At 36.4% G+C, this 12817-nt stretch carries 11 protein-coding genes; 9 read left to right on the forward strand and 2 right to left on the reverse strand.

Features of this window, described 5'->3' with window-relative positions:
* The first annotated feature begins 39 nt into the window (after positions 1-39).
* The 9 genes from DSM02_RS15985 to DSM02_RS16025 all read left to right on the forward strand — a co-directional run bounded on the left by DSM02_RS15985 (position 40) and on the right by DSM02_RS16025 (position 11504).
* Positions 40-2163: a DUF5686 family protein gene (locus tag DSM02_RS15985; RefSeq protein ID WP_240674082.1), complete on the forward strand. Its 2124-nt coding sequence runs from the start codon at positions 40-42 to the stop codon at positions 2161-2163.
* A gap of 134 nt (positions 2164-2297) precedes the next feature.
* Positions 2298-4706: an efflux RND transporter permease subunit gene (locus DSM02_RS15990; RefSeq protein WP_128766559.1), complete on the forward strand. Its 2409-nt coding sequence runs from the start codon at positions 2298-2300 to the stop codon at positions 4704-4706.
* A gap of 122 nt (positions 4707-4828) precedes the next feature.
* Positions 4829-6268 (forward strand): asparagine--tRNA ligase, encoded by a 1440-nt coding sequence (gene asnS / locus DSM02_RS15995; RefSeq protein WP_128766560.1) that lies wholly within the window; start codon positions 4829-4831, stop codon positions 6266-6268.
* A 269-nt stretch (positions 6269-6537) separates the two neighbouring features.
* Positions 6538-7179 (forward strand): hypothetical protein, encoded by a 642-nt coding sequence (locus DSM02_RS16000; RefSeq protein ID WP_128766561.1) that lies wholly within the window; start codon positions 6538-6540, stop codon positions 7177-7179.
* A 28-nt stretch (positions 7180-7207) separates the two neighbouring features.
* The gene (locus DSM02_RS16005) at positions 7208-7927 is read left to right on the forward strand and encodes a hypothetical protein (RefSeq protein ID WP_128766562.1); all 720 of its coding nucleotides are present in this window, start codon (positions 7208-7210) and stop codon (positions 7925-7927) included.
* A gap of 3 nt (positions 7928-7930) precedes the next feature.
* A complete protein-coding gene (locus tag DSM02_RS16010; RefSeq protein WP_128766563.1) occupies positions 7931-8689 on the forward strand; it encodes a sensor histidine kinase in 759 nt (252 codons plus the stop codon).
* A gap of 4 nt (positions 8690-8693) precedes the next feature.
* The gene (locus DSM02_RS16015) at positions 8694-9329 is read left to right on the forward strand and encodes a response regulator transcription factor (protein WP_128766564.1); all 636 of its coding nucleotides are present in this window, start codon (positions 8694-8696) and stop codon (positions 9327-9329) included.
* A gap of 112 nt (positions 9330-9441) precedes the next feature.
* Entirely contained in the window at positions 9442-10896 is a 1455-nt protein-coding gene (gene rpoN / locus DSM02_RS16020; RefSeq protein WP_128766565.1) for an RNA polymerase factor sigma-54, read from the forward strand.
* Positions 10896-11504 carry a hypothetical protein gene (locus tag DSM02_RS16025; protein WP_128766566.1) on the forward strand — a complete coding sequence of 203 codons (609 nt, stop codon included), beginning with the start codon at positions 10896-10898 and terminating at the stop codon, positions 11502-11504. The genes rpoN and DSM02_RS16025 overlap by 1 nt, the downstream gene beginning before the upstream one ends.
* On the opposite strand, the gene DSM02_RS16030 is transcribed toward DSM02_RS16025, so the two are convergent.
* Together DSM02_RS16030 and DSM02_RS16035 are read right to left on the reverse strand one after the other, a co-directional pair.
* Entirely contained in the window at positions 11492-12163 is a 672-nt protein-coding gene (locus DSM02_RS16030) for a porin family protein (protein ID WP_240674083.1), read from the reverse strand. The two genes, DSM02_RS16025 and DSM02_RS16030, sit on opposite strands and share 13 nt — an antisense overlap.
* A gap of 153 nt (positions 12164-12316) precedes the next feature.
* A complete protein-coding gene (locus tag DSM02_RS16035; RefSeq protein ID WP_128766568.1) occupies positions 12317-12796 on the reverse strand; it encodes an ExbD/TolR family protein in 480 nt (159 codons plus the stop codon).
* Positions 12797-12817: the final 21 nt, after the last annotated feature.

Raw genomic sequence — 12817 nt, forward strand, 5'->3', positions numbered from 1 at the left:
AGTCCTTCTGTAATAATGACTAAACCATTTGTTTTCTGTTTGTTTTTACTTTTTTTGATGCAAAATGCTGCAATAGCACAGCAAAAAAGCATAGATGTAGACTCCTTGATGCAACTCGCCATCAATCGTGCAGATCAGAATAACCCGCAAAAGGTGCTAGATCATTTTAGCTATACTACATACGAGAAAACAATCATCACCGATTCGCTGGAGCGGGAAAACAACGCGCATTCTTTTTTTACAGAAAAAGTCTCGAAGAATAATTTCAATACGTATCACGGATTTAAAGAAGAAGTGTTAGCTTTTAATATGGCCGGTTTTAAAGAGCCGCGTTATGAAGTTTTAGGCATCACTTTACAATCGCGGTCTTTTTACGATGAAGATTTTGTGATTTTTAATTATCGTTATGCCGGGCCGCTTTCTTCCCGGGGTTTGAAAAATTATGATTACAAATTTATTGGAGATACAACGGTGTTGGATCGGAAAGGTTATGCTGTTGCTTTTTCCCCTAAGCGTCCTAAAACCATACCCGGTTTAGAAGGTATACTTTATTTAGATGCTCAGAGCTTAGCGATTCAAAAAGTGCATATTGCTATAAATGATGAGCTCGTTGCACGTATTGAGCAACACTATGAATTTCTGCCGGACGTTGGAGTTTATATGCCTAGAACCAGTAAGCTTTATATTGAAAAAGGGGAGACTTCAAAACGCCTTTCGCTCTTTAGAGGAAAAGTTTCGGTGGGAACAATACAAAATAATCCGGTTAAAGAAGCTATTGAGGGGCGCTATTTGTTGTTGACCTCCTATAATGCAAACTTTAATCTTTCCGAGGGAGAAAAACTGGAGCATCCCAATCTTGCGATTGAAGTTATGGAAGGCGCCGATCAAAAATCTGAAGATTTCTGGACGCGGTATCGTAATCAAGCACTTACGGAACGTGATCTGAACAGTTTTGATTATCTGAATAATATTGTAAAAACCGAAAATATTGAACGTCGATTAGCGGTGATCAATAATTTTGGAATAGGTTATTATACCGTGGACTTCTTCGATTTTGATTTGACGTATCCCTTAAAATATAATAATTATGAAGGTTTACGTCTTGGTCTTGGTGGTGTTACCAATGCTGATTTTTCAAAAGATTTTAGGATTGAAGGTTATACCGCATATGGTTTTAAAGACAAGGTTTTAAAATATGGTTTTGGTGGTGGTGTTTTGTTGAATGAGTCTCATGGAGCCTGGCTAAGCCTGAGTTATAGTGATGACTTGCAAGAAACCGGAAGTTTTAATTATTTGACAGACCGCCGCGTGTACTCGCTTTTTGAACCGCGTTTGGTAAATATCACCCAGTTTTTTGATTACAAAACCTTTAGACTGAATCAAGAATACCAGATCACACCTAAAATTCTTTCAGAATTTCAATTTGCAAAAACGAATGTCTTACAAACGGAAGCTTACCGGTTTGTGCTAGGTGATGAGTCGTACAGTGAATATGATATCACCGAAGCGACTTTTGGAGTTCGATGGAGTCCGTCAAGTAAATTTATGCGTTCAGAAAAAGGAACGGTTGAGATTTATGATGGGTATCCAAAAGTTACCGCGCAGATTTCAAAGGGAATATCAGGATTGTTTAACGGGGATTTTGATTTTACCCGTGTAGGCGCTAAATTCTATTATCAGGTAGAGCGTCTCAATAAATCTACTACCGAGTTCCTGATCGAAGGTAAAATGGCTTTTGGAGATGTGCCACTTACACATTTGTTTCACGCGTATCCTAATGCGCCTACTAAACAAACCATTATGCAGCGGTTTTCGGTGGCAGGTGTAAATAGTTTTGAAACTATGTATTTTGGTGAATTCTTTTCAGATAAGCTTGCTACACTTCAAGTTAAACATCGCTTAAGGCCGTTTAATTTGGGCGAAAAATTTAAACCTGAAATGGTGTTTATTTCGCGTTATGCCATTGGTGATATTTCAAATATTGACAGACATCAGGATGTGACTTTTGGAAAATTGAACAAAGGTTTTATGGAAAGTGGTTTTGAGATCAATAAAATTTTATTTGGTTTTGGTACGAGTCTCACCTATCGCTACGGAGCGTATCATTTGCCTAGTTTCGCAGATAATATTGCGTTTAAATTCACTTTTAATCTGCAACTGTAGGGTTTCAGTTAAGGTTATTTTTTCCGAATAAAATTTCTAAAGTGAGCAAAGCCGAAGTGTTAATTTTGTTTTTGATATAAGGCAAAGACTTTTCGCATACAAATGAGTACCTTTGCGCCTCTTAAATTAGGACGATGACCAAGCTATTGGGTTACGGATTTTGGAACGGTGTAGCACGCCTCATTTTACGCAACAGACTCTTTATACTTTTTCTGGTTGCCGGTTTTACGGTATTTCTGGGTACGCAGTGGAAATACATGCGTTTTACCTATACAGAAGCCAATTTACTACCTGACGATCACGAGGTAAATCTGGAATATAACAAGTTTTTAGACCAGTTTGGCGAAGAAGGAAATCTGGTGGTTTTTGGTATTAAAGATTCTACACTTTTTACTCCGGAAATTCTTAACAAATGGAATGCGCTTTCGGATAGCATCAATAGTTTTGATGCTGTTGCGCTTTCAGTTTCTTTAAAAGATCTCAAACTCTTAGAAAAGGAAGAAGATCCAAAACGTTTTGACCTCAAACCTTTTATTTTCGGAAATGTAAATACAAAGATTCAGGCAGATTCACTGAAGAAAAAGTTGTTTACAGATTTGCCGTTTTATGAAGGTCTTATTTATAACAAGGAAACCGGAACCGTTCGCAGTGCTGTCTACCTTAAAAAAGACATTGTTAATACTGCAGCTAGAAAAGATTTTATAGTAGATGACTTAATACCACTAATTGAAAGTTTTGAGGCAGAAACCGGTGTAAAGGTTCATACCAGTGGCATGCCGTATATACGTACTTTAAACAGTGCGACTATAATCAGTGAAATAGGCTGGTTTGTTGGTGGTGCGCTTGTCGTAACTTCATTAATTTTCTTTTTCTTTTTCCGTTCTTACAGAGCTACGTTTATCTCTATGATCACGGTGGTGATTGGGGTTATGTGGGCATTTGGCTTTTTAGGATTGTTGGGTTACGAGATTACTGTGTTAACTGCATTAATTCCGCCATTAATTATTGTGATCGGGATTCCTAACTGTATCTTTTTGATTAATAAATACCAACAAGAATATAAAAATCACGGTAATAAAATTAAGGCTTTGCAACGGGTAATTACCAAAGTTGGTAACGCAACCTTGATGACAAATATTACCACTGCATCCGGGTTTGCAACGTTTATTTTGACGCAAAGTTCACTGCTGAAAGAATTTGGTATTGTCGCTTCTATAAACATACTGGCGATTTTTTTATTGAGCTTATTGATCATCCCGATCATTTACAGTTACATGTCGCCGCCAAAAGAGCGTCACCTGAAGCATTTAGGTAAAACCTGGATTGAAGGTTTTGTAAAATGGATTGAGCGTATGGTGCGCGATCGCCGTATCACGATTTACATCAGTACAGTAGTATTGCTTATCGTAAGTATGATAGGTATTTATAAGATCAAGGTTTCTGGTAGTTTAATTGAAGATATGCCTAAGAATACCGGTTTCTACCGGGATATAAAATTCTTTGAAACCGAATTTGACGGTATTATGCCCCTGGAAGTTTTAATAGATACTAAGCGACCAAAAGGTGTCATGAAATTACCAACGCTTAAACGCATGGATGAGTTGGCTACTACTATTTCTGAAACTCCAGAGTTATCAAAACCACTTTCTATTGTGAATTTGGTAAAGTATGGGAAGCAGGCTTTTTATAATGGAGATCCGCAGTATTATCAATTACCTACTTCTAATGAACGTAACTTCATTTTGCCTTATGCGCAAAGTTTTTCTAACGAATCCGGCTTGCTGGATAGTTATGTAGATTCTACCGGGCAATACGCTCGTATGACTACCTTTATGCAAGACATCGGTACAGATCGTATGGAAATCGTAGAGGATAATTTATACAATAAAATAAATATTCTTTTCCCAAAAGAGAAATTTGATGTGACGCTTACTGGTAAAGCTCTAGTCTTTCAGAAAGGAACAAACTATCTTATTAATAACCTGATTATCAGTCTGTCTCTGGCAATTTTATTGATCGCGGTTTTTATGGCTTTTATGTTCCGTTCGGTAAAAATGATCTTGGTCTCTCTGATCCCTAATTTATTACCGTTATTAATCACAGCAGGGTTGATGGGCTTTTTAGGTGTGCCTATTAAACCTTCAACCATTTTGGTGTTTAGTATAGCTTTTGGTATTTCAGTTGATGATACGATTCACTTCTTAGCAAAATACCGTCAAGAATTACGCAGTAGTGGCTGGAAGATCAAGCGTTCGGTTTATGCTTCCGTAAAAGAAGCTGGTGTGAGTATGTTTTACACTTCGATCGTGTTGTTCTTCGGGTTTTCGGTATTTATGATCAGTAGCTTCGGTGGTACCGTTGCGCTTGGAGGCTTGGTTTCGGTAACTCTTATTTTTGCGATGCTTTCTAACTTATTGTTGTTGCCATCATTGTTGCTTTCGCTAGAAAAAAATATCGCTAACAAAGAAGATTTTAAAAAGCCTGCCATTCAGATCCTGGATGAAGCCGATGACGATGATGAGCTTGATAAATTAGACAATTAATTAAGTGTTATTCCGGCTTTAAGCTTTGTGAAGAACACTGCTAAAAATTTATCTTTGTCCTTTGTCAGAGAGTAGAAACTAAAATTTCAATACACGCTTTAAGCGTTTTGATTATATAGATTATGAGAAAAACAATTGTACACATTTTAAAAGAGGAGCCCAAAGGGCACGAACTTACCGTTAAAGGTTGGGTGAGATCGTTTAGAGCCAATCGCTTTATTGCATTAAATGACGGTTCTACGATAAATAATTTACAATGTGTAGTTGATTTTGAAAATACAGATCCAGAGCTTTTAAAGCGTATTACAGTTGGTGCTGCAATTGCAGTAACCGGTAATCTTGTAGAAAGTCAGGGTGGTGGTCAGGCTGTTGAAGTAGAAGTTAAAGCGGTTAAAGTTCTGGGTGATGCTGATCCTGAAGAAGTAAAGAAAACCATTTTACAGCCTAAGCGTCATACTTTAGAAAAATTACGCGAGCAAGCACATTTACGCGTGCGCACAAACACGTTTGGAGCAGTAATGCGTTTGCGCTCTCAGTTGAGTTTTGCAGTGCATCAGTATTTTCAGAAAGAAGGTTTTTACTATGTGAATACGCCTATTGTTACGGGTAGTGATGCAGAAGGAGCAGGAGAGATGTTTAAAGTAACCGCTTTAGACATGAAAAATCCGCCAAAGGATGAAGACGGAAATATAGATTATAAAAAAGATTTCTTCGGAAAGGAAACCAATTTGACGGTTTCTGGTCAGTTAGAAGGAGAGACTTATGCTATGGGACTTGGCCAGATTTATACTTTTGGACCAACCTTTAGAGCTGAAAATTCAAATACCAGCCGTCATCTTGCAGAGTTCTGGATGATCGAACCGGAAGTTGCTTTCTGTGATCTGGATATGAATATGGATCTGGCTGAAGATTTCATCAAATACGTAATACAGTTTGTGATGGATAACGGTCAGGATGATCTGGAGTTTTTAGAAAACAGACTCATTCAAGAAGATAAAAGTAAGCCTGAAGCAGAACGTGCAGCTATGCCGTTACGTGAGAAACTGAAGTTTGTTTTAGAGAACAACTTTAAGCGGGTGAGTTATACGGAGGCTATAGAAATTCTTAAGAATTCTAAACCGAATAAAAAGAAGAAATTTAAATATCCTATAGAAGAATGGGGTGCAGATTTGCAAAGCGAACATGAGCGTTTCTTGGTAGAAAAACACTTTAAGTGCCCTGTGATTTTATTTGACTATCCTGCAAATATTAAAGCGTTCTATATGCGCTTAAATGAAGATGGTAAAACCGTACGCGCTATGGATATTCTCTTCCCGGGAATTGGAGAGATTGTAGGTGGCTCACAACGGGAGGAGCGTCTGGAAGTATTGCAAGAAAAAATGGCTGCGCTAGATATCCCCGAAGAAGAATTGTGGTGGTATTTAGATACCCGCCGTTTTGGAAGCTGTGTACATAGTGGTTTTGGTCTTGGTTTTGAACGTTTGGTTTTGTTTGCTACCGGTATGACAAACATTAGAGACGTGATACCTTACCCACGTTTTCCTCAAAATGCAGAATTTTAAAAATATATTTTAAAGTACTTAAAGGCTGTTTAGATTGCGATTCTAAGCAGCCTTTTTTAGTGAAAAGCTTTAGCTGAAATTTTAATTGGAACCGCCAAAGGGTTTAATTCCCGGAGGCTTGCTTCGAAATTTAAATTTTTTTTCAACGAATGCTTTGTGGACTTGCCGCGATGTAGTTTACTTAGGGGGAAAATCCCCTTTTTTAAAGGTTGTTTTCTCTGCTAGAGAAAAGATGTTTATTTTACACCCAACTAACAAATTTCTAAATCATGAAAAAAACTATGCTTTTAGCAGTTTCCCTAACTGCTACTTTTTTATTCTCTTCTTGTGAAAATCAAAATTGCGACTGTGAAGAAGCTGAAACTCCGGTTTTAAGTGCTCCCGGAAATATTATACCGGTTGCCGCAGCAGATACCTTATATAAAAATTATGGCAACAGCCGGGTATCGCTCATAGAGCTTGCTGAAAATATCACTGATGAGGGGGACACAATCGTAGAAGGCGATGCTCGATATAAGAAGGCTACGCGTTATGTGAGTTTTTCGTTTTCAAAAATGCAAAAGTATATGGCATATATTGAGCAGCAGGCAGATTCTGCAGATGTAGATGTATTAGAATTGCGGGTGTATTTTGGTAAGTATGGCGATAACGTAAAAAAGAAAGATGAAAAGAACAAAGGAACTGTATTTTTTAATCCTGCAGCTGCACTAGAACAAGCAGATGGTACGATGGATACTGTAAGTTTTGCAATTGTGAATACTGCTGGAGGTAAAAAGGCTGTTCCTGTTGGTTCCATTTTAAATAATACACTTATAGAGGGTGAGGTAATCAACGCTGAGGATATAGAGTCTATGTCAGGGAATATTGGGCATTCTGCACCTCCACCACCTGTAAGTAGCGGTGATTTTTAATTAACAGAAATAATGTAAGAATTTGCTATTGACTGTTGAAATTAATCTTGAAAAATTAGATAATATTTTAAGCAACTCCTCTCTAGTTATAATGGATTTGTTAGAATTATTACCATTTATTATAGGCTTGATCTATTGGAAAAAATTTACAGGAACACCTATTTTATGGTTCATACTATTTTTAGGATATAATTTTTTAAATGAAATAGTAGCTGCATTTGTTTATGTCGTTGAATTGGTTGATCGAAATTACGTTTTTTATAATATTAGATTTCTTTTTTACTTTTCAATGTACTTCTGGTTGTTTCATAGGTTTTTAAAAAGATCAGCTTTTAAAAAAGCTACAATCATATTTTACTTCTGTTGGCTTTTGACCTATGTTTATTTCATTGTTTTCAAATATTTCTTATATGAAATGGCCGTTTCATCATTTATAATTGGGGGCTTTTTAGTTTTCATTGTTATTCTCTTTTTTCTTATTGAAACCATAAATGATTCAGATTTGAGTAAGATTCAGGATTCAATTTTATTTTATATAAGTGTAGGTCTTTTGTTAAACTTGGTTATTCAACTTCCGGTTTATATTATTACTCAGTTAGGATGGACTCAGGTAACCGACTCATCTGATACTAGAAATACATTTTTCAGTATTATTAGAAATACCAGTTTTGGAATTTCTTGCATTATGTATCTCATTTTTGCCTATGGTTTGTATAGAGCAAAAAGACCAAAGATAACAGCAACTTAATTTATGGACCAGAGCACGCAATTGTTACTCATATTAGTAGTTCTGCTAGTACTGTTTTTACTAGCAGTAATTGTATTTGTATTGTTTTCGGTATTTATGAAGCGTAAAAACAGTTTACTACGCGAGCAGATTGAAACTGAGAAGCGATACGAGCGTGCTATTGCAGAAACTCAGATAGAAATCAGGGAAGAAACCCTGCGTAACATCAGTTGGGAATTACACGATAATATTGGTCAGTTACTCACCTTAGCCAAAATAAAGGCACAAAATGTAGAAGGTGGGGAAGAAATGCTAGAAGTTGCAGAAACAATAGGAACGGGCTTAAATGAGCTGCGTGCACTTTCAAAATCTATAAATCCTGAGGCTATAAATGAACAATCCCTTATTTACTCTCTGGAGCAGGAGATAAGCCGTTTTAATCGCTTAAAGTTTCTTTCTGCAGATTATGAGTTGCTGGGAGATGCTGTTACAATCGATTCAAAAGTAGAGATTGTATTGTTTCGGATTGTTCAGGAATTTATGGCCAATACAATGAAACATTCTAAAGCTTCTAAGTTAGAAGTCAAAGTTCAGTTTAAAGCAGATGCCTTAGAGATCACGGCTCTGGATGACGGAGTAGGTTTTGACTCAGAAAAACTATTGGAGAAAGGTATTGGGCTGAGTAATATTGATAAACGGGCTGAGTTAATAGGTGCTGATGCTAAAATCAGTTCAATTCCCGGTATTGGTACTCAATTGAAATTAATTTACCCATTAGAATAAAACTATGTATAAAGTTGCTCTTGTAGACGATCATATTCTTTTATCAGAAGCCATAGGTGGTCTGGTGCGTGAATTTATAAATTTTGAAGTAGTCAATATTTCGGTAAACGGAAAAGAGTTTATTCGCTATCTCGAAACGGCGAACAGTGATAAGCCAGATGTGGTTTTGATGGATGTGAAAATGCCCGTTATGGGTGGTGTCGAAACGACAAAGTACCTTTCTAAACACTATCCTGATATTAAAGTTTTGGCGCTTTCTGTTGAAGAAGATGAGAGTGTTGTGATGCAGATGATTCGCTCGGGAGCTAAAGGGTACTTGTTGAAAGATACCCGTAAGTCTATTTTAGAACAAGCTCTTCTTGAGGTTATTAATTATGGTTTTTATTATACCAATACGGTAGAGCGTATTGTCAAGCAAACCGAGAACTTGCATGAAGACGAAGTAGTTTTAAAAGACCGGGAAATTGAGTTTATAAAGCACGCCTGTACTGAAATGACCTATAAGCAGATCGCCGAAAAAATGTTCTTAAGTCCAAAAACTATAGAAGGCTATCGGGAGTCTGTTTTTCAAAAGCTCGGTTTAAAAAACAGGACTGGTCTTGTTATATATGCCATTAAAAACAATATCTTCACCCCATAGTGCATGGTTAATCTGTTTTTTGCACTAACTTAGAGATGCTTCTTAACAAAACATTCTGATGCGTCGCTAGGTGCATTTTTCTATTTTTGTAAGAACAGATTCAATAATCTCTATGCTCAAACAACAACTTAATTTTAAACTTTCTCAAAAGCTTTCACCTCAACAAATACAGTTGATGAAGCTTATACAATTGCCTACGCAGGCTTTTGAGCAGCGCGTAAAACAGGAGCTCGAAGAGAACCCTGCGTTAGACAGTGGCAAGGATGAAGTGAAAGATGATTTTGAGGAGTTTGATAACAGTGGGGAAGAGGAATATGATTCAGAAAAAATTGAAACAGATATCAATGTCGATGACTATCTATCTGATGATGAAATTCCCAGTTACCGCTTGAATGCTAATAACTACAGTTCTGATGATGAAGAGCGTCAGGTTCCTTATGCATCAGGAACTTCATTTACGCAACATTTGATGGGGCAGTTGCATACCTATCGTCTGGATGATGAGCAGATGGAGATTGCAGAATTTTTAATAGGTAGTGTAGACGAAAGTGGTTACTTGAGAAGAAGTCTTATCGACTTGATGGACGATCTGGCTTTTACTCAGAATATTTATACTACAGAAGATAATCTAGAGAAGATCTTACAAATCGTTCAAAATCTAGATCCAGCAGGAGTGGGAGCACGTAGTCTTGAAGAATGTTTATTGATTCAGCTGAAACGTAAAGAAGAAACCGAAGCTGTGGCTCTAGCTCAGGATATCCTGGCTGATGCTTTTGATCATTTCAGTAAGAAACATTATCAAAAGTTACTTTCAAAATTTGACATTACTGAAGATCAGCTTCGGGATGCTATTGAAGAAATTGAACATCTCAATCCAAAACCAGGCGGCTCTTACGCCGGAAATACAAAAGTTGTTGAGCATGTTATTCCAGATTTTACGATAACAATAAATGATGGAGATCTTGAATTAACTTTAAATGGTCGTAATGCACCAGAGATGCATGTTTCGAGAGAATATACCAATATGCTTAAAGGCTATAAAGACGCCAAGCAAAAGAGTAAATCACAGAAAGATGCTGTGATGTTTATCAAACAAAAACTTGATGCTGCAAAATGGTTTATAGAAGCTATAAAACAACGCCAGCAAACACTTTTTGTAACGATGAGTTCTATAATGAATTATCAACAGGAATACTTTTTAACCGGTGATGAGCGTAATTTACGTCCAATGATTCTTAAAGATATTGCAGACGAGATCGAGATGGATGTCTCAACTGTATCGCGTGTTGCAAATAGTAAATACGTAGATACCCCATATGGAACCAAGCTCATCAAAGAATTTTTTAGTGAAAGTATGACAAATGATCAAGGGGAGGAGGTTTCAACGCGAGAGATCAAAAAAATCCTTGAAATCACAATTCAGGAAGAGAACAAGCGCAAACCACTCACTGATGATAAACTGGCCAAAATTTTAAAAGAAAAAGGTTATCCTATAGCTCGTCGTACCGTTGCGAAATACCGTGAACAATTAGATGTGCCGGTGGCACGCTTACGTAAAGAAATTTAATGAAATACGTTCTCCGGTTTTTTTCTTATTTAATGCATCCACTTTTGATGCCGATGTTAGGTGTTGGGATTTATTTTTCAGTAACCCCTAAGTTTGTTCCGCAGTCTTTTATGTATGCAAAATTATTTGCGATAAGTATTCTTACGGTTGTTGTTCCTATCCTATTTTACTTTTTATTAGAAAGTGTGAAACTGGTTTCTTCTATAGAGTTGAAACAGGTCAAAGAACGCAGGTTGCCTTTGTTAATTCAAGTTGGCATTACATTACTTATCATACGTATCATTATCAATGGATATGAATTCCCGGAACTTTATATCTTTTTTTTAGGTATATTAATTACAGCTGCTACGGCTTTTTTACTTGCTTTATTTGGTTTTAAGACTAGTTTGCATATGACGGGTATTGGCGGAGTGTTGTTGTTTGTAATGGGGTTGAGTCTGGTGTATAATGCAAACTATTTGATTGTAATAAGTCTATTAATTCTGGCAATCGGTTTTACAGCAGCTTCCAGAATTCAATTAAAAGCACATACAATGCTTGAGCTACTTGTAGGTCTTGTAGTAGGAGGCTTGCCGCAATTCTTGGTGTTTTATCTTTATAAGATGTAAAACATGAGTCCTAACTTCAAGCTGTTTATTTCAATAGGGCTATCATTTATTTGTGCATCACCATTGAAAAATGGATTGAGATTATAATAGAAATAAAAGTTGAAGGTGTCGTAGCCAAAAGAGAATGTCAGGCCCATTCGATATTTATTAAATTCAGGGACATCAGTTTGTGTAACTTGATTACCTGTTTCTTCAAAGTGAAATTTATAAGCGTAGACGTATCCTAATTGCAGTCCTGTGTATATTCTCCAGAATTTATAATTAGTAGCTGTAGAAGTGCGCCAGCGTAATTGTATGGGTGCTTCTACAATGTAAGTTGAAAGCCAATTCTTATCATAATCAGTAGAAGAATCTATAATATCAAAAATGCTTTCTTCTGAAGTTGTTTCTCCAACGAATAAATTTTGATTGTAGGTATTCATAGAAAGACCTCCGCCTATACCTATAGAAAGATTTCTTTGTTTATTGATCGGCATATCGCGTATGAAACCAAAGTGAATTCCACCACTAAAGCCATTCTGCTCCATTTCTTTAGGCTTATTCGTAAGCAGGTTGAATGTAACTCCAAGGTAAAATTGATCTTCTCTGTATTTCTTATAAACTTCAGCGGTATCAATAACTTGTACAAGGCTATCTTGAGCCAATACTGAAAAGCTCATAAGTAAAAAAATAATCAACTTAAATGATGATTTTAAACGCATAAGTATTTTGGTGTTCTGAGATATTAAAGAAACAAAAAAAAACGTCCTGAAAATACAGAACGTTTTAAATATAAATTTTAAGAGATGTGAATCAACTCTTGCAAAAGAGTATCAGTTCATCTTAACTGCATCACCAGATTTGGTAACGTAGTTAATCTTAAGTGCATTTGCTTTTCTCAATTCCTGCTTAATATCAGAAATAAGGCCCATTTTACTATCTCCGTCTACTTTAAGAGCTGTAGTAAGAAAGGGTACTAACTCCTCTCTCTTACTCGCACGTTCTTGATAAATAAAATCTTGAATCTCTCCAACATCTGCAAATTTATCATTTAATTGAATTTTTGCAGAAGTCCCATAAGTACCTTGATAGCGATCTACAGGTTTCCCAGCGTAGATATACATAATAAGGTCTTTTTTGTCGAGTTTTTCAACTTGGTTTGCTGTAGGCAAATTATTTTTTACCATCAAGGTTGTTTCACGCATTGTTGTTGCAACCATAAAGAAGAACAGTAACATGAAAACAATATCTGGAAGTGATGCCGTAGAAATAGCTGGCAAATCACCACTTTTTTTCTTATTAAACTTAGACATAAATTTTAATGTTATAGGTTC

It is taken from the genome of Leeuwenhoekiella polynyae (assembly GCF_004104075.1).
Lineage (GTDB): Bacteria > Bacteroidota > Bacteroidia > Flavobacteriales > Flavobacteriaceae > Leeuwenhoekiella > Leeuwenhoekiella polynyae.

What these genes read in the sequence shown, in the direction of transcription:
- DSM02_RS16010 (WP_128766563.1), top strand. Translation starts at nt 7,931, where the DNA reads ATGGACCAGAGCACGCAATTGTTACTCATATTAGTAGTTCTGCTAGTA.
- DSM02_RS16000 (WP_128766561.1), top strand. Translation starts at nt 6,538, where the DNA reads ATGAAAAAAACTATGCTTTTAGCAGTTTCCCTAACTGCTACTTTTTTA.
- DSM02_RS15990 (WP_128766559.1), top strand. Translation starts at nt 2,298, where the DNA reads ATGACCAAGCTATTGGGTTACGGATTTTGGAACGGTGTAGCACGCCTC.
- DSM02_RS16035 (WP_128766568.1), bottom strand. Translation starts at nt 12,796, where the DNA reads ATGTCTAAGTTTAATAAGAAAAAAAGTGGTGATTTGCCAGCTATTTCT.
- DSM02_RS16015 (WP_128766564.1), top strand. Translation starts at nt 8,694, where the DNA reads ATGTATAAAGTTGCTCTTGTAGACGATCATATTCTTTTATCAGAAGCC.
- asnS (WP_128766560.1), top strand. Translation starts at nt 4,829, where the DNA reads ATGAGAAAAACAATTGTACACATTTTAAAAGAGGAGCCCAAAGGGCAC.
- rpoN (WP_128766565.1), top strand. Translation starts at nt 9,442, where the DNA reads ATGCTCAAACAACAACTTAATTTTAAACTTTCTCAAAAGCTTTCACCT.
- DSM02_RS16025 (WP_128766566.1), top strand. Translation starts at nt 10,896, where the DNA reads ATGAAATACGTTCTCCGGTTTTTTTCTTATTTAATGCATCCACTTTTG.
- DSM02_RS16030 (WP_240674083.1), bottom strand. Translation starts at nt 12,163, where the DNA reads ATGAGCTTTTCAGTATTGGCTCAAGATAGCCTTGTACAAGTTATTGAT.